This window comes from Roseburia sp. CLA-AA-H209 (assembly GCF_020687575.1).
Taxonomy (GTDB): Bacteria; Bacillota; Clostridia; order Lachnospirales; family Lachnospiraceae; genus Roseburia_C; species Roseburia_C amylophila.
The window spans coordinates 1-17,280 of record NZ_JAJEQU010000010.1 but is presented as its reverse complement, the minus strand read 5'-3'; the positions used below and the strand labels follow the sequence as shown (position 1 = coordinate 17,280).

Sequence of the window (17,280 nt, the reverse complement as noted above, 5' to 3'; positions counted from 1 at the left end):
AATGGAAAAATTAAAAGAATATACGAATCCGGAATATTATGAAAACCGTGAGTTGAGCTGGATTAAATTTAATGGCAGAGTATTGAATGAAGCAAGAGACAAATCCATTCCGCTGCTGGAGCGGTTAAAATTTGTCAGCATTACTTCTTCAAATCTGGACGAATTTTTCATGGTACGTGTGGCTTCTTTAAAGGATATGGTACATGCGGGCTATAAGAAAACAGATATTGCCGGTATGACAGCGTCTGAACAGTTAGCAGCCATTAATCATGATACCAGGGAACTGGTAGAACTGCAGTATTCTACTTATAACCGTTCCCTGATTCCACTATTGAATGCAAGAGGAATCTATATTGTAGATGCCTATGAAGATTTGGAGGATTTTCAGGCAGAATATGTAGACCGTTATTTTGAAGAAAATATATATCCGGTACTGACACCGATGGCAGTGGATGCATCCAGACCATTTCCGTTGATTCGCAATAAGACATTAAACATTGTAGCTTTACTGGAAGAAAATCCGAAGAAGGATGACCTCCTTGGCAAAGCAGAAGAGAAGAAGCTAAAGGCAGAGGGTAAAAAGGGAGGAACCATTTATGAATATGCAACCGTTCAGGTGCCATCTGTATTACCAAGGCTGATTCCGATTCCATCCGTAAAGGAAGGCGAGAAATCCTTTATCCTGTTGGAGCAGATTATTGAGAAGAATATTTCCAAATTGTTCTTAGGTCATAAAGTGGTCTGTGCTTATCCGTATCGTATTATGCGTAATGCGGACCTTTCCTTTGATGAGGACGAAGCAGAGGATTTACTGAAAGAAATTGAAAAATCCTTAAAGAAACGGCAGTGGGGCGAAGTTATCCGGCTGGAAGTGGAATATGGCATTGATAAGCGTCTGCTGGCATTTTTAAAGGATGAACTTCGGGTAGAGTCAGAGGATGATATCTTTAAAATCAATGGACCGATTGATTTGACTTACCTGATGAAGATGTATGGACTGGAAGGCTGTGATGATTTACGTTACAAACCATATACTCCACAGCCGGTGCCACAGATCCAGCAGGGAGAGAGTATCTTTGATGCGATTAAAAAAGGTGATATTTTACTGCATCATCCATACCAGACCTTTGATCCGGTAGTCGAATTTATCCGTCAGGCAGCCAAAGATCCGGATGTACTGGCAATCAAACAGACACTTTACCGTGTCAGCGGCAATTCGCCGATTATTGCATCACTGGCACAGGCAGCAGAAAATGGCAAACAGGTATCTGTTCTGGTAGAATTAAAAGCCCGTTTCGATGAGGAAAATAACATTGTCTGGGCAAAAAAATTAGAGAAAGCAGGCTGCCATGTCATCTATGGTCTGGTGGGCTTAAAGACCCACAGCAAGATTGCACTGGTCGTAAGAAGAGAAGAAGAAGGCATCTGCCGTTATGTACATCTTGGAACCGGAAACTATAACGATTCCACTGCAAAGCTGTACACAGACTGTGGTATCTTTACCTGTTCGGAAGCAATCGGAGAAGATGCAACAGCAGTATTTAATATGTTATCCGGTTATTCTGAACCGCTGTCCTGGAACCGGCTGGTGGTAGCACCAATCTGGCTGCGGAAGCGTTTCTTGAAATTAATTGAGCGTGAAACAAAATACGCCAGGGCGGGAAAGACAGCCAAAATTGTTGCCAAGATGAATTCTCTTTGTGACCGTGATATTATTGCAGCTTTGTATGAAGCATCAGCAGCGGGAGTGCAGATTGATCTGGTTGTACGTGGAATCTGCTGCCTGAAGGTAGGCATTCCAAAGATCAGTGAAAATATCAGAGTGCGTTCCATTGTAGGAAATTTCTTGGAGCACAGCAGAATTTTCTATTTCTATAATGATGGACAGGATGAAATTTACATGGGAAGTGCTGACTGGATGCCGCGTAACTTAGACCGCCGTGTAGAGATTATTTTCCCCGTAGAAAATGAAGAGTTAAAGCATAAAGTAATGCATATTCTGGATGTGGAACTGGCAGATAATACGAAAGCACATCTCCTTCAGAAGGATGGCACCTATGAAAAGGTTGACAAACGTGGAAAGGTGCTGGTGAATTCACAGCTGCAGTTCTGCAGGGAAGCAGAAGAAGCAGCACCAAAGCCTGCGGATGTGGTAAAAGACCGTATTTTTATTCCGGCAGAACCGGTAGAGGACTAAAGAAATCAGACACTTTTTCCGATATATATTATGAAACCATTGAAATAAAGCTCCAGGGAGGGGATTGTCGCATACGGATATGACGGTTATTTTAAGGTTCCGGTTGTTTTGCTCGTTCACGAGCAGGAAAGACAGCAGAATAGAGGGTATTCGGATGAATCCAGCCGGAAAAAATGTTCCGAAAATGAATTTGAACGAATCTTTCGAAATGCATTAGACGAGGTGAAAGACAAAAAATAGAGAGTATCTATAAAGAGGGACTGTTGTTTTACAGAAATTGTAAAATGACAGTCCCTCTTGGTGTACATGAGTAGTAAGCTATCTGCAATGTAGCGAATTTTTAATATCCGATAAAATATAATAAGGAATCGGCATATGTCTTGTTCCGTTTCCCATGGAAATATAAGGTTTGTTACTTCCGTGGAAGTCAGAGCCACCGGAAATAAGCAGATGATATTTTTGTGCAAGCTTCTTAATGTTTCGTTCATCGCCAAGCTGGTAGCTGGAATAGACGGCTTCAATACCATCTAAATGGCTTTCTTCTACCAGTGTCTGAACCAGAGCGTCCAATCGGTCTGCATTCATGCGATAGAGTACCGGATGGGCTAAAATGGCAAGACCACCGGCATGATGAATCAGGGAAATACCTTCCTGCGGAGTGATTTTAGGACGGTCTACATAATAAGGACAGTCATCCCCGATATATTTACTGAATACTGTATTCATATCTTTGGCAAGACCATGATTTACAAGGTATCTTGCAATATGTGCTCTTGTAATGACTGCATTCGGAAATTCTCTGATAAGACTGTCATAATCAATGGCAAGGTGTGCCTCCTGCTGCAGTTTATCAACCATCAGGCGGTTGCGGTCTGTGCGGGAAGAACGGAATGCATTTAATTTGTTATTAAATACTTTATCGTCCGGGTTAATATATAGCCCGACCATATGGATTTCACGGTCATCCAGTTCACAAGAGAGTTCAACACCGGCAATGACTTCCGGTGCATCCGGGGAGTTAAGCCGCAAGGTTTCTTCCTGTGCTTCTTTAATACCATCGATACAGTCGTGGTCAGTAAGGGCAAAGGCACATATCGCATGACGTATGGCTTCATGAACCAGCTCAGATGGGGTAAAAGTTCCGTCAGAGCAGGTTGAATGTATATGTAAATCAATAAATCCTGTTTCCATGGTATAATCCTTTCTAACAGCTCGAAATAATTATTTTTTAGAATTATTTATGAATATGATTATAAGAGTAATCTTTCGTTTTGACAATCCGGAAGAAATGAGAAAAATCTTTTGCGTATAAAAACAAAGTCCTATATACTGCAATTAGGAAAAATAATCTGCAGGGGGCAGGAAGCATGAAAAAAAATTTAGAAGTAAGTATGCTTGGAACATTTCGAATGCAATATGGAAATCATTCCTTTATCATAGACCGGAAATCAACGACAAAGACGAACCGGCTGCTTCAGATCATTCTGCATGCGGGTACAGAAGGGGTAACAAGGGAAGAACTGGTGGGAAGACTTTGGGAAAATGAGGAGGTTGCAAACCCATCCAACAGTTTCCGGGCAATTCTTTTCCGGGTGCGGAAACTGCTTAAGGAGCAGGGACTGCCGGAGAGCGATTATATTATAAGCCGAAAGGGAGTTTATTGCTGGACGCCGGAAATTCCGTATCATTGTGATTGCATTTCTTTTGAAGAGAAGGCAGAGCATGCATTGAAACAGGCGGAAGATTTTGGAAAAACAGAATTAGAGGAAGCAGTCAGGCTGTACCGTGGAGAATTTTTGCCGGCACTGGGAGCATCAGAATGGGTAATTTTCTGGGCAACGAAATACCGGAAATTATATATGTCCTGTGTAAAGAGACTGTGCGGAATTTACCGGGATGAGCAGGAGTATCAGAAATTATATGAGATAGCAGAAAAAGCAGCGGTACTTTATCCACTGGATGACTGGCAGGTATACCAGATGGAGGCATTGATTGCCATGAAGCGTTCCAAAGAGGCGGTGGCATTATATCATAAGACAGAAGAAATGCTGCTGGCAGAGCTTGGCAGTGAGCCTTCAAAGTCTATGCTGGAACAATTAAAACGAATCAGCAGCTGTGTTACGGAGGATGCCACTCATATTCAGGCAATACAGGAGAAGTTGGAAGAAGAGAGAGAGGAAGGAGCATTTTACTGTTCGTATCCTGTTTTCATTGAAAATTACCGCTTTGCAAAACGGGTTTTGCAGCGTACGGGAAAGAGTGCGTGGCTTCTTATGAGCACCATTACTGATGGGAAGGGGTATGCTTCAGAAGGCGGTGTTCATTTCGAATACATCCGGGCAGAACTGGAGCAGGCATTGAAAAACTCCCTGCGCAGCGGTGACCTGTATACCAGGTACAGCACAAACCAGTATCTGATACTTTTAATAGGTATTGAAGAAGAAAATTGCGGACTTGTGATAGAAAGAATCAATGACAACATGGAACGGACGGCTGGAAAGAAATATGTGAAATATCATAAAGTATTGGTGAATGGAACAGACGAGTAGATACGAGGAGAAATACAATACAAACAGGAAGATTTAAGTACAATTCGGAAGAATAAAGAAAAAATAGAAAAATATAACGCTTTTTATAACACAGAGTAGGCTATGATTGGTTATACAATTCATAAATCAACAGGAAATGGATAAAATGAATAAAAGGAGAAAAAACATGAGAGTAGCCAAAATGTTGGGAAAAAGAATTACAGCTTTTGTAATGGCGGCATTGATGGTATTGTCCTTATCCGGAATAACCGGGATGACAGTAAAAGCTGCCGAAAAGGATGATACAATTACGATGCAGCTGCAGGATACGAAGAAAATCGAGTGTTCTGCATGGATTGCTTACGAAACCAAATGGAGTGTTACCAGTGGAAAAGATAAGGTAACATTAAAAAATACAAATAAGAAAGAGGTATCTGTAACTGCGGATAAGACAGGAACAGTTACCTTGAAGTGCAAGTATAAGAATTATCTCTTTCAATGGAAAACAGAAAAATATACCATTAAAATCAGTAAGAGAACTCCGGTATTTGAAGAGAGCATTTCAAATCTGACTTATAACGGAAAAGTCCAGACACTGAATGCAAAGAACTTTGTAAAGGATGGTCCAAAGAGTGGTATTGTTGGAACCTGTGACAAAGAGATTTTAAATGCAGGAACTTATACTTATACGATTACAACACCGGCAACAGATGTATATGAGGCAGGAAGCAGGACTTATACGGTAACTGTAAATAAGGCAGAGGCAGTAATTAAGGAAAAACCATCTGCAACAATCAATCATATGTCCGGAAAACTGAGAGAGTCCCATCTGAATGGCGGAATGGCAGTAGCGGTCAATGATGAGAACCAGGAACTGGAAGGCCATTTTGAGTGGCAGAGCCCGGATGAGACACTGTGGTTTAATACTACCGGAACTGCAATCTTTGAAGATGTAGACCATCATGTAGTATTTGTGCCGGAAGGAAATGCAGCAGAGAACTATAAAGAGACTGTATTTATTGTACCGGTAAGAACCTATTTAAAAGCATTGTATGCAAATCTTACAGTCAGTGATTTTGAATATAATGGCAGTAATGATGAGAAAAACTTAAGCTGTGATGCTAATGCATACAGCTGGGGAATTGAAAAAAATCCAAGCATTTCCATTACTTATACTTATTATGATGAGGCGGGAAACAAATTAAGCAAGGCACCGGTGGATGCAGGAACTTATACGGTAATTGCAACAGCCAGTGCAAAGAAATTTGAATCCGCAGACAGTAATGAAGCAACCTTTACTATCCGGCAGAAAACGTTGACGAATGAAATGGTAACTGCAAAGGATACTGAGTATACTGGAAACACAGTTGCAGTTGTGGTAAAGGATGGAGACAAAACATTAGTAGAAGGAAAAGATTATACTGTAATATACAGTGGAAGTAATCCAAATGCAGGAGAGACATCAGCAGCAATTACCGGAATCGGTAACTATAAAGGAACGGTAAATACAACCTATACCATTCTTCCGAAAGAAGTGGAAAATGACAGCGTGATTGCAACTGCAAAGGAAAAATATTATACCGGAAAAGCAGTAACACTCAGTGAAGAAGATGTAACTGTAACTTATAATGGGAAAGTATTAACAGCAGGAAACGATTATACTGTTGGTAATTACAAAGATAATGTAGAAGAGGGAACTGCGCTGGCAACCGTAACCTTTACCGGTAACTATAGTGGAACTGTAAATGTAAGCTTTGGAATCAGTAAGATTCGTGCAAAAGTATATGCCAAATATGGAAATGGAAAACTGCTGCTGTTAAGCGGAAACTGTATTTTAGACCCGGCTGTATTAGAAGAAGCAGCAGATTATGCAACCACAGAGGAAAGCGTAATCCGTGGATTCATCTTAGAGGATGAAAATGCAGGTGTAGTGACAACATATACAAAACTTTTCCGCAATACAGAGGGTTATAACGTATATGTAAAGGTAGCAGATACATTTACACAGAAGGCAGAGTTCTACATCCGGAAAGCAGGAACTGTCCGTCCGGAAGGAACAGTTGGTGATGCAACAGCAAATTATGATTATGTGGGAAGAGCAGCAGTTTCTTTAAATCAGCTGAAAGTGACAACTGATATGTCCGGTTTTACTGCACCAGCGTCTTTTGATGCAGAAAAGAATTATGATGGAAAGATGCCGGTAACCCTTGTATCTGTTTTAGATGCATATGCAGCAAACAGTGGCATTGCAGGGGATGATGCAAGATTCTACCGCATCGAATGGTACCGGATGATTAATCCGAATTCCTGGCATATTGATGGAGAAATTGTTGATAACAGTTATACCGTTACTTTTATGGTAGACGGAAATGTATATCAGGAAGTACGCGAAGTAAAGGGAACGGAAGTTTCTGTAACAGATCCTGTAAAGGCAGAGACAGAGACAACAACTTATGAATTTACCGGCTGGACTTTAGAAGATGGCAGTAAAGTAAATGTTGCAGATTTAAATGATAGTATCGTAGTGTATGCTTCTTTTGATGAAAAGGAGAAAGAAACTGAGCCGACTGAACCAGTTGGACCGACCGGGCCAACCGAACCAACCCAGCCGACCGAGCCAACCGAACCGACTGAGCCGACCGAGCCAACCAAACCAACCCAGCCAGCCGAATCAACCCAGCCGGCAGAATCAACGGAACCGGCACAGCCGGAAAATCCAACCCAGTCTGCATCATCAGAAATAACGGTAACTCCAGCAGATGATAATACGCAGCCGGAGACAGCAGCGCAGACACCGGTAATCCAGGCACAGACTCCGGTCGCACAGACCCAGGTGGCACAGACACCAGTCAGACAGCAGCAGGCAGCACAACAGCCACAGGACGCAGAAGAACCGGTGGTTTTAGAAGATGAAGAGGTTCCGCTGGCGAATATAACGGACGATAATGCAAAACAGGAAGTAACTGCATTAGAAGATGAAGCAGTTCCTCTGGCAGCAAATCCGGCGGGAGAAGATAACTGTATCATCCATTGGATTATGATGATTCTTACGATTGTATTTGCAGGATATAATGTAGTAAGGGCAGTACTTCGTCAGAAGAAAAATGCATAAAAGCAGGAGGCAGAAAGTATGAAGATAGTAGATGGAATCATTGCTGTTATATATGTAATTGCTATGGCAGTGCTGTTTTTCTTGAGAGACTGTGAGAAAGATTTTCCAATGGGAATTCTGGCACTGGCTGTTACCGCAGCTGCAGTAGCATGTATGGTTATCCAGAATAAAAAGCGTGATAGCAAAGCAGCAAGAGCTTAAAAAATAATATAAATAAGTATTGCAGGCAGGACGATAGAAAATGAAAATACATTTTGTCGTCCTGCTGTTTTTAGTTGCCAGCCATTTGAAGAAAGCTTTCACTTGACATTATTTTAAAATTGAGTTATTGTATTAATTAAATAATACAATAATAATTGCAAAGAAGAAAAGGGAGATTAGGTATGGCAAAGAAAAAGAAGAAAATGGAGTTTGAAACAATGCAGGTAAAGCTGCCTCATGTAAAGGGGCTGTCCATTGTGCTTCCGGTTATTTATATTTTATGGGTGGCAGTGATGTATTATCTTCTGCTTCCGGCACTGAATATTCATTCCAGAGGTTTATGGCTGTTTGTATTAGGCGTTATATTATTCCCGTTAGGAATAATAGGTGCGTTGGTATCGGCAGCCAGGAAGGCGGAAGGTAAGTCCGCAGGAAAGCTGGAAAAGCCGGTAAACGGTATTTTTGCAGCAGTTGGAGTAATCGGAATTCTGTTCCTGATTCTTTTATTTTATGGCAGCAAAATGTTCCATGCACAGGCATATGCAGATATCCTGACCATCGAAGACAGTGATTTTAACAGCGATATCAATACAGCATCTTCTGTATCAAAGATTGCGTTAATGGATACGGACAGTGCAGTATTGCTGGGTAATCGTGAAATCGGAAGCCTTTCAGAAGTGGTGAGCCAGTATAATGTATCGGAAGACTACACACAGATTGATTATCAGGGGGCACCAACGAAAGTATCTGCATTAGAGTATGCCGGCTTCTTTAAATATATGGGAAATAAGGAAAATGGTGTTCCGGGTTATATAACTGTTGATCCGGTAGGACAGAAGGCGCAGTATGTTCCGGTAAAGGAAGGAATGATTTATGTTCCGTCTGCTTACTTTGGCAAGGATTTAAGAAGGCATATCCGTATGAATTACCCGGATAAACTTTTCGGAAATCTTCATTTTGAAGTGGACGAAGATGGAAACCCATACTATATTGCCAGTGTATACAAATACACCATCGGTTTATTTGGTGGAGAAACCGTCGAGGGTGCAATCAGCTGTGACCCAATCAGCGGAGACTGTCAGTATTATGATGCATCAGAAGTGCCGAACTGGATGGATGATGTCTTTGACGGGGATCTTCTGGTGGAACAGTATAACTGGTATGGAGAATTATCTAATGGATTTATGAACAGCATCTTCGGCAAAAAAGGCTGTAAGAAATGTACGGAAACGGTAGTAGAGGATGAAGACGGAGATGAGGAATCTTACGAAGCAAACTTCGGCTATGTTGCCAAAGACGGGGATATCTGGATTTATACCGGAGTTACTTCTGTCAATGATGATGCCTCCAATATCGGGTTTATACTGGTAAATGAGCGGACTTCAGAAGCACATTATTACAGTATTGCAGGAGCAGATGAAAGCTCTGCAATGGCTGCTGCAGAAGGAGAAGTGCAGGAGAAAGGATACCGTGCATCTTTCCCGTCTTTGATTAATGTAGATGGTCAGCCGACTTATATTATGGTATTAAAAGATGCCAGCGGCATAGTGAAGCTTTATGGCATGGTAAATGTAGAATCTTATAATATGGTAACAACAGCAGCCAGTCTCGATGAGTGCTTTGCAAAGTATCGTAAGATGACAGGCAGTGATGGTACAGAAAACACTGGGAATCCGGAAGAGGCAGAAAATTCTTCCGGGGACAGCAACAGCACTGCAGGTAATGCACAGACAGCAGCCAAGGGAAAAACAATTCCGGAAGGTGAGACAGAGACAAGAAGTTTTGTAATCAGTGAAATGCAGTATGTTGAGATTGCAGGAGAGACCTATGTTTATCTGGCAGGAGACGACGGTATGGTATACTGGCAGAAGTTTTCTGATAATGAACAATTGATTTTCCTGCATGAGGGAGATACTGTTACTGTAAATGGAATTATGGATAAAGATAATATTTACTGGATAGATACCATTGGAATCATGCAGTAGGAAGGCGAAGAAATGGAAGCAGCAATCCTTGTAGTAATTATGATTGCAGGATTTACTTATTCAGCAATTAAAACAAAAGAGAGTTGGAAGAACCGCTGCAAACGGACACTGAAAGAAAAATATGGAAAAGAACCTGAGAAAAAGGAATTCAAAAGAGAACTGATAAGAAATTATCTGGATACTGTGGGTGGAACACAGCAGGTGGATGAGGTCACATGGAATGACCTTAATATGGATGATGTGTACCAGAGAATCAACAACTGTGATTCCACCATGGGAGAAGAAATTTTATATGCAAAGCTTCATTATGCGAAGCAGACGAAGGAAGAAGAGGAGCTTTTAGAAAAAAGAATAGCTTTTTGTGAAGCAGATGATGAAAAACGCTATCATCTGGAAGAAACTTTGTCAAAGCTTGGAAAGAGAGACGAGGCTTACTATATTCCATCCTTTATCCAGACAGTAGAGGATTTTGCAATTTCAAATCTCTGGGTTTATCAGATGCTCCGGATATTGCTGGTGGTAGTTGTTGTGGCGGCAGTCGTATTTCATAATATATATGCTCTGTCAGCTTTGGTGGTAGTATTTCTTGTGAATTTGTCGGTGTATATCTTTACGGTCCGGCTGAAGTTTGACCAGGAGATTCATATGATGGGAACGGCGGCATACCTGATTACGGTAGCACGAGAACTGGAGCAGGAATACCGGAAAGACAAAATTTGTGAAGAACTGGCACCGCTGCTTCCGGTATTTGCCAAAATGGATAAGAAGGCATTTCTGCTAAATATCCAGAGCAGAAATGCCATGGGAGATGTGTTTGAAATGCTGCAGGATTTCCTGCTGGGGGTAACCCAGTGGCATATCCTTACTTATATGAAAGTATTGAATCAGTTTATGGATAACCAGGATGCTTATCTTAAGATTTACCGGGTGGTAGGAGAACTGGATGCAGCGGTCAGCACAGGCTCTTTCCGAAAGAGTCTGCCTCTTGTGACAGTACCGGAATATGAGGAAACAAAGCAGCTTGAGATGGAAGAAATTTATCATCCGCTGCTTCATGGAGCAGTGACCAATTCTATGGAACTTCAGCATAACTGCATTATCACAGGCTCCAATGCTTCCGGTAAGTCAACCTTTATCAAGACCATAGCTGTCAATGTGATACTGGCACAGAGCATTCATACCTGCACCGCAAAAAGAATGCATCTGCCTCATGCAAAAATGATTACTTCCATGGCGGTAAGAGACGATATTTTATCCGGTGACAGTTATTTTATCAAAGAGATTAAATATTTAAAACGTATTCTGGATGCTTTGTCGGAGGATGAACTGGTTATCTGTGTTATTGATGAAATCTTAAGAGGAACCAATACCCAGGAGCGTATTGCAGCTTCAAAAGCAATCATGGAATATCTGGCACATCATAACTGCATTGCAATTGTGGCATCCCATGATAAGGAATTGACGGAGCTTGAAAAAACTGGTTATGACAATTATCATTTTTCCGAAGAGTTTGGAGAAGAGGATATTGTATTTGATTATAAATTGCAGAAGGGACCGGCAAATTCCCAGAATGCAATCCGCCTGCTTTCCTTTACCGGGTTCCCGGAAACGATTATTGAGAGGGCGGAAAATATCAGAAGCGAATATCGGTAAAAATAATGCTTGACGAACGAAATGACATATGGTACTATAAGCAAGTTGAAGAAAGTAGAGTATCCACTCTCACCTTAGCACAATCAAGTGACTAAGTGTTTATAATGAGTATGCAATGAGCGAATCATTTTGAAGTGGATAGTCTGTCTATCCACTTTTTTTGCGGAAATAAACGGAAAGTTGTCTGGCAAAGCTGTGGTGAATTTAATTTTGGAGGTGTACGACCATTAGCGAGTTAATGATCAATGAACAAATCAGAGATAAGGAAGTCCGCCTGATTGGCGCGGATGGTGAACAGTTAGGTATCATGTCAGCAAGAGAAGCATATAAGCTGGCACAGGAAGCAGAACTTGATTTAGTAAAGATTGCTCCTGGAGCAAAGCCACCTGTATGTAAGATTATCGATTACGGTAAATACAGATATGAGCTTGCAAGAAAAGAGAAGGAAGCACGTAAGAAACAGAAAACGGTTGAATTAAAAGAAGTTCGTCTTTCTCCAAATATCGATACCAATGATTTGAATACCAAAATGAATGCCGCAAGAAAGTTCATTTCCAAAGGAAATAAAGTAAAAGTTACACTTCGTTTCCGTGGCAGAGAAATGGCACATGTACAGGCAAGCAAACATATTCTGGATGATTTTGCAGAAGCACTTGCAGATATTGCAGTAGTGGAGAAAGCACCAAAGCTGGAAGGCAGAAGCATGGGTATGGTGCTGGCAGAGAAAAGATAATGATTTTAAGGAGGAATAAATTATGCCAAAACAGAAAACAAGCAGAGCAGCAGCAAAACGTTTCAAATTAACAGGAACAGGAAAATTAAAGAGAAACAAGGCTTATAAGAGACATATCTTAACAAAGAAAACAACTAAGACTAAGAGAAATCTTAGAAAACCTGCAATGACAGATGCAACAAATGTTAAGAATATGAAGAAGATTTTACCATATTTATAAGAATTGGTTAAGGAGGAATAGAACATGGCAAGAATTAAAGGCGGCTTAAACGCTAAAAAGAAACATAATAGAACATTAAAATTAGCTAAAGGTTACAGAGGAGCACGCTCCAAACAGTATAGAGTAGCAAAACAGTCTGTCATGAGAGCCTTAACAAGTTCTTATGCAGGAAGAAAACAGAGAAAGAGACAGTTCAGACAGTTATGGATTGCCCGTATTAACGCAGCAGCAAGAATGAATGGATTATCTTACAGCAAATTTATGTATGGTTTAAAATTAGCTGGTGTTGATATGAACCGTAAAATGTTAGCTGAGATGGCTGTAAATGATGCAGAAGGATTTGCAACATTAGCAGAGCTTGCAAAAACAAAACTTGCTTAATTTTAAGAAGTGGACAAGTTATAAAAGAGGATTGTGGTTATTCGCAATCCTCTTTTTTGATGTTTGGTTCATTTGAAGTTTTTGCGGAAGCATCCTGCCCGGAAGCTTCTTTTTTGATGGAATCCAAATCTTCTCTTAAAGAGTAATGATTCTTAAGTAAGCGGTATACCATGGTATAAGCCCAGATGAGAACCGGGACAACCACAGTGGCATAGATGGAAGCCTTAAGACAGTTTGTGGCAAGATCGCTTCCAATCAATGCAAAAACAAGAGTGGAAACATAGAGGGCAACTAAGAGTACAACACCGATAATTGCAAGAATCTGTTTTGTCTTTTTCATATATGACCTCAACTTTCTTTGATGACCTGTTTTTAGAAAAAAGCAATATATATTATTTTAACATTTGACAGCGGATAGTCAATCAGAAAATGTAAAGTTGCAGAGGATAAATACTTGAAAAAAGCACAAAATATGCTATACTGAAACAAGCGTTATACGACTAAATATGGATTAAAGGATGGATATGAACAATGGCATTATTAGAAGAATGGCAGAAGATTGCTTATGATCAGCAGGCAGATAGAGGAAAATTACAGAAGTTCTGGCAGAGATATTTTATGTTAGAGAAGGGCGTATATGAGAAGCTTTTAACAAACCCGGATGAGAAGGTAGAAGGAACTGTAAAAGAGCTGGCAGAGAAATACGACCTCAGCATTATGGATATGACTGGATTCTTAGATGGAATCAATGACAGCCTGGTAACACCAAACCCAATTGATACTATGGAAGAGGATACCAAGGTAAGCCTTGCATTCAATAAAGAAAAATTATACAAGAACATGGTAGATGCCAAAGCTGACTGGCTCTATGAATTACCACAGTGGGATGAAATTTTTGATGCAGATACCAAGAGAAAGCTTTATTTAGAGCAGAAGAAATCCGGCACTGTTGTAGTTGGAAAGAAAGTCGGAAGAAATGATCCGTGTCCTTGTGGAAGTGGAAAGAAATATAAATTCTGCTGCGGAAGATAAGAATAAAATATTTTGGAAAACATTTGGAAAATATTTCACAGAAAAACTCTTTACATAGCAGAAAAAAGAGTATAAAATAGCTTTTGTCAAAAGGACAAAACAAAGAAGAGACGAGTAGCATGACAGGAAGTCAAAGAGAGGAATACAGTTGGTGAGAGTATTCTGATGGAGTGTAATGTGAAGACCAGCTCTGAGTGACCCCAATCCGGTCCGGTGATTCCGTTATCATCAGAATGAGCGGTTGTACGATAAGTACAGCAAGCAGGGTGGAACCACGATAGAGTATCGTCCCTGATGCATAAATTTTATGCATCAGGGATTTTTTACTTTACAGGAAATTGCTTTCCTGTAAAGCAAAAAACGCTCCGCGAGGATGCGCACTGCGGCGTATAAGGTAAATGTCGCAAGCGACCGCCGCAGGCGCGAGAAACTCGCAAAGCGTGTTTCTCGTAGTTTTAATACCAATATAATAAGAAAAGGAGACTTGAACATGAAAATCACATTAAAAGATGGCTCAGTAAAAGAGTACAGTGAAGCAAAATCAGTCTATGATATTGCAGCAGATATCAGCGAAGGCCTTGCAAGAGTTGCATGCGCCGGTGAAGTAGACGGAGAAGTGGTGGATTTACGAACCGTTCTTGACAAGGACTGCAATTTAAATATTATAACAGCAAGTGATGAAGAAGGATTAAAGGTAATCCGCCATACTGCATCCCATGTACTGGCTCAGGCGGTAAAAAAATTATTCCCGGATGCCAAGATTACGATTGGACCGGCAATTGAAGATGGATTCTATTATGATTTTGATCATGCCCCATTTTCAAGAGAAGACCTCGATAATCTGGAAGCAGAGATGAAGAAGATTATCAAGGAAGGTCATGAATTAAAACGATTCACACTTCCAAGAGAGGAAGCAATCAAATTCATGCAGGAACGTAATGAGCCATACAAAGTAGAACTGATTGAAGAATTACCAGAGGGAGAAGAAATTTCTTTCTATGACCAGGGCGGCTTCGTAGATTTATGTGCTGGTCCACATCTGATGACAACCAAGGGCGTAAAGGCATTTAAACTGACATCATCTTCCATGGCATATTGGAGAGGTAATTCTGACAAAGCAAGATTACAGAGAATTTATGGTACTGCTTTTAATAAGAAGGAAGAGTTAAAAGAATACTTAGAGAAATTAGAAGATGCCAAACGCCGTGACCATAACAAACTTGGCCGTGAAATGGGATTATTTACCACTGTTGATGTTATCGGACAGGGACTTCCTTTATTTACACCAAAGGGAACCAAGATGATTATGAAACTGCAGCGTTGGATAGAAGACTTAGAGGATAAAGAGTGGGGTTATGTACGTACCAGAACTCCGCTGATGGCAAAGAGCGACCTTTATAAGATTTCCGGACACTGGGATCACTACATGGATGGAATGTTCATTTTAAATAAGGACAGCGACGACAAAGAGACAATGGCACTGCGTCCGATGACCTGTCCATTCCAGTATTATGTATACATGAATGAACAGCACTCTTACAGAGATCTGCCATATCGGATGTCAGAGACTTCTACATTGTTCCGGAATGAGGACTCCGGAGAGATGCATGGACTTACCCGTGTCAGACAGTTTACTATTACAGAGGCACATATTATTCTTTGCCCGGAACAGGCGGAAGAAGAACTTACCAGATGTACTGAACTTTGCCATTATGTAATGACTACACTTGGTATCGATGGAGATGTTACTTACCGTCTGTCCAAATGGGATCCGAACAACAAAGAAAAATATCTGGGCGACGAAGCATATTGGAACAGTACCCAGCAGTATCTGCGTGATGTTATGGATAAGAATGGCATCAAGTATACAGAAGCAGATGGGGAAGCTGCATTCTACGGACCAAAGATTGATATTCAGGCAAAGAATGTATATGGAAAAGAAGATACCATGGTTACCATCCAGCTTGACTGTGCAAGTGCAGAGAAGTTTGGCATGTACTATATCGATGAGAAGGGTGAGAAAGTACTTCCTTGGATTATCCATCGTACATCCATGGGATGTTATGAGCGTACCCTTGCATGGCTGATTGAACATTATGCAGGAAAATTCCCAACCTGGCTTTGCCCGGAACAGGTAAGAGTATTGCCGATTTCTGAAAAATATGCAGACTATGCAGAGCAGGTAAGAAAAGAATTAGCAGCTCATGATGTAGATGTAACGGTTGATAACCGTTCTGAGAAAATCGGATTCAAGATTCGTGAAGCAAGACTGGATAAGCTGCCGTACATGCTGGTAGTTGGTCAGCAGGAGGCAGAGAACGGAACCGTATCCGTAAGAAGCCGTTTTGCAGGAGATGAAGGCGTAAAACCTTTAGGAGAATTCATTGATGCAATCTGCGAAGAGATTCGTACAAAGGAAATCCGTAAGGAAGAAGTTGCAGAAGAAAAATAAAAATGCAATAAAATCTAATTTTTAATTTTATAATTTATATGGATTCAAAAAGACTGTTGCTGGCATTTGCACCGGACAACAGTCTTTTTTGCTTTACAGGAAAGCGACCGCCGCAGGCACGAGAATGTGTCAAGGTACATTCTTTTTTTCATGAAGTTGGTAACATAAAAAGATTTCCTTTGGAGATACTAAACGTGTAACAAAAGAAAGGAGATGATTTTTGTGACAGAATTAAAATGTTCTGTAAGAAGCTGCAGTTTCCAGAAAGATGATTGCTGTTGCCGTGGAAATATTACGGTAGAGGGTGCACATGCAAACCGCAACAGCGAGACAAGCTGTGGAAGTTTTGAAGAGAAGAAAAACTGTGGATGTGCCAATTCGACCGGTAAACCGCCTAAGATGAGCGATGTTACCTGTGAGGCAGTAAACTGTAAATTCAATGAAGGAAGAAAATGTCATGCAAAAGACATCCAGGTAGCCGGAACGAATGCCTGTACCTGTATGGAAACAGAGTGTGCAAGCTTCTGCTGTTCCTAAAAAGTGGAATATCAGTAAGTTTTAGCAAAATATTTCTGTGTCTACTCTTAACAGATTGGACACAGAAATTTAGAAGAATCTTAAGAAAAATACTATTGTAAATGAGATGAAAGAAAGTATAATGTGATTGAAGCATAAATAAAGCAGAAGTAATGTGTAAGGTGTAGATGGTGATAGTGTCAAGTAAGCTATGAAAAACGAGCCGAAGAAAAATAGGCTCAAATGAACCTTGAAAATTGCAGATATTTA

General features: G+C 40.6%; 14 protein-coding genes and 1 other annotated feature. Of the genes, 12 read left to right on the top strand and 2 right to left on the bottom strand.

The window, feature by feature from the left end; translation table 11 throughout:
- Position 1: 1 nt before the first annotated feature.
- Positions 2–2,197 carry an RNA degradosome polyphosphate kinase gene (locus LKD41_RS10230; RefSeq protein WP_022244097.1) on the top strand — a complete coding sequence of 732 codons (2,196 nt, stop codon included), beginning with the start codon at positions 2–4 and terminating at the stop codon, positions 2,195–2,197.
- 318 nt (positions 2,198–2,515) lie between these two features.
- On the opposite strand, the gene LKD41_RS10225 is transcribed toward LKD41_RS10230, so the two are convergent.
- The gene (locus LKD41_RS10225) at positions 2,516–3,388 is read right to left on the bottom strand and encodes a PHP domain-containing protein (RefSeq protein WP_227701116.1); all 873 of its coding nucleotides are present in this window, start codon (positions 3,386–3,388) and stop codon (positions 2,516–2,518) included.
- A gap of 176 nt (positions 3,389–3,564) precedes the next feature.
- On the opposite strand from LKD41_RS10225, the gene LKD41_RS10220 reads away from it, so the two are divergent.
- The 8 genes from LKD41_RS10220 to rplT all read left to right on the top strand — a co-directional run bounded on the left by LKD41_RS10220 (position 3,565) and on the right by rplT (position 13,010).
- Positions 3,565–4,746, top strand: a complete 1,182-nt coding sequence (locus LKD41_RS10220; protein ID WP_227701115.1) for an AfsR/SARP family transcriptional regulator — start codon at positions 3,565–3,567, stop codon at positions 4,744–4,746.
- A gap of 166 nt (positions 4,747–4,912) precedes the next feature.
- Positions 4,913–7,837, top strand: a complete 2,925-nt coding sequence (locus LKD41_RS10215) for a hypothetical protein (protein ID WP_227701114.1) — start codon at positions 4,913–4,915, stop codon at positions 7,835–7,837.
- Positions 7,838–7,855: 18 nt separating this feature from the next.
- A complete protein-coding gene (locus LKD41_RS10210; RefSeq protein WP_227701113.1) occupies positions 7,856–8,038 on the top strand; it encodes a hypothetical protein in 183 nt (60 codons plus the stop codon).
- A 182-nt stretch (positions 8,039–8,220) separates the two neighbouring features.
- Positions 8,221–10,023, top strand: coding sequence for a hypothetical protein (locus LKD41_RS10205; RefSeq protein WP_227701112.1), 1,803 nt, complete (start codon positions 8,221–8,223; stop codon positions 10,021–10,023).
- A gap of 12 nt (positions 10,024–10,035) precedes the next feature.
- Positions 10,036–11,676 carry a MutS-related protein gene (locus tag LKD41_RS10200; RefSeq protein WP_227701111.1) on the top strand — a complete coding sequence of 547 codons (1,641 nt, stop codon included), beginning with the start codon at positions 10,036–10,038 and terminating at the stop codon, positions 11,674–11,676.
- A gap of 238 nt (positions 11,677–11,914) precedes the next feature.
- Positions 11,915–12,409, top strand: a complete 495-nt coding sequence (gene infC, locus LKD41_RS10195; protein ID WP_022244104.1) for a translation initiation factor IF-3 — start codon at positions 11,915–11,917, stop codon at positions 12,407–12,409.
- Between the two features lie 22 nt (positions 12,410–12,431).
- The gene (gene rpmI, locus LKD41_RS10190) at positions 12,432–12,629 is read left to right on the top strand and encodes a 50S ribosomal protein L35 (RefSeq protein WP_022244105.1); all 198 of its coding nucleotides are present in this window, start codon (positions 12,432–12,434) and stop codon (positions 12,627–12,629) included.
- Positions 12,630–12,653: 24 nt separating this feature from the next.
- On the top strand, positions 12,654–13,010 hold the full coding sequence (rplT, locus tag LKD41_RS10185; protein WP_022244106.1) for a 50S ribosomal protein L20: 357 nt from the start codon (positions 12,654–12,656) through the stop codon (positions 13,008–13,010).
- A 37-nt stretch (positions 13,011–13,047) separates the two neighbouring features.
- Here rplT and LKD41_RS15825 read toward each other — a convergent pair whose 3' ends face one another.
- Entirely contained in the window at positions 13,048–13,350 is a 303-nt protein-coding gene (locus LKD41_RS15825) for a hypothetical protein (RefSeq protein WP_331470914.1), read from the bottom strand.
- A gap of 191 nt (positions 13,351–13,541) precedes the next feature.
- Here LKD41_RS15825 and LKD41_RS10175 point away from each other — a divergent pair, with 191 nt between their 5' ends.
- From LKD41_RS10175 to LKD41_RS10165, 3 genes are all read left to right on the top strand, one after another.
- Positions 13,542–14,042 (top strand): SEC-C metal-binding domain-containing protein, encoded by a 501-nt coding sequence (locus LKD41_RS10175; protein WP_227701110.1) that lies wholly within the window; start codon positions 13,542–13,544, stop codon positions 14,040–14,042.
- A 93-nt stretch (positions 14,043–14,135) separates the two neighbouring features.
- Positions 14,136–14,338 (top strand) — a binding site (T-box leader).
- Between the two features lie 194 nt (positions 14,339–14,532).
- Positions 14,533–16,494: a threonine--tRNA ligase gene (gene thrS, locus LKD41_RS10170; protein WP_227701109.1), complete on the top strand. Its 1,962-nt coding sequence runs from the start codon at positions 14,533–14,535 to the stop codon at positions 16,492–16,494.
- A gap of 222 nt (positions 16,495–16,716) precedes the next feature.
- Positions 16,717–17,031, top strand: a complete 315-nt coding sequence (locus tag LKD41_RS10165) for a DUF1540 domain-containing protein (RefSeq protein WP_022243376.1) — start codon at positions 16,717–16,719, stop codon at positions 17,029–17,031.
- The last annotated feature ends 249 nt before the right edge of the window (positions 17,032–17,280 follow it).

Bases quoted from the DNA above. Each gene is read 5' to 3' on its own strand.
- rplT (WP_022244106.1), top strand. From the start codon at position 12,654: ATGGCAAGAATTAAAGGCGGCTTAAACGCTAAAAAGAAACATAATAGA.
- LKD41_RS10215 (WP_227701114.1), top strand. From the start codon at position 4,913: ATGAGAGTAGCCAAAATGTTGGGAAAAAGAATTACAGCTTTTGTAATG.
- LKD41_RS10175 (WP_227701110.1), top strand. From the start codon at position 13,542: ATGGCATTATTAGAAGAATGGCAGAAGATTGCTTATGATCAGCAGGCA.
- LKD41_RS10230 (WP_022244097.1), top strand. From the start codon at position 2: ATGGAAAAATTAAAAGAATATACGAATCCGGAATATTATGAAAACCGT.
- LKD41_RS10220 (WP_227701115.1), top strand. From the start codon at position 3,565: ATGAAAAAAAATTTAGAAGTAAGTATGCTTGGAACATTTCGAATGCAA.
- LKD41_RS10205 (WP_227701112.1), top strand. From the start codon at position 8,221: ATGGCAAAGAAAAAGAAGAAAATGGAGTTTGAAACAATGCAGGTAAAG.
- LKD41_RS15825 (WP_331470914.1), bottom strand. From the start codon at position 13,350: ATGAAAAAGACAAAACAGATTCTTGCAATTATCGGTGTTGTACTCTTA.
- infC (WP_022244104.1), top strand. From the start codon at position 11,915: ATGATCAATGAACAAATCAGAGATAAGGAAGTCCGCCTGATTGGCGCG.
- LKD41_RS10210 (WP_227701113.1), top strand. From the start codon at position 7,856: ATGAAGATAGTAGATGGAATCATTGCTGTTATATATGTAATTGCTATG.
- LKD41_RS10200 (WP_227701111.1), top strand. From the start codon at position 10,036: ATGGAAGCAGCAATCCTTGTAGTAATTATGATTGCAGGATTTACTTAT.
- thrS (WP_227701109.1), top strand. From the start codon at position 14,533: ATGAAAATCACATTAAAAGATGGCTCAGTAAAAGAGTACAGTGAAGCA.
- rpmI (WP_022244105.1), top strand. From the start codon at position 12,432: ATGCCAAAACAGAAAACAAGCAGAGCAGCAGCAAAACGTTTCAAATTA.
- LKD41_RS10225 (WP_227701116.1), bottom strand. From the start codon at position 3,388: ATGGAAACAGGATTTATTGATTTACATATACATTCAACCTGCTCTGAC.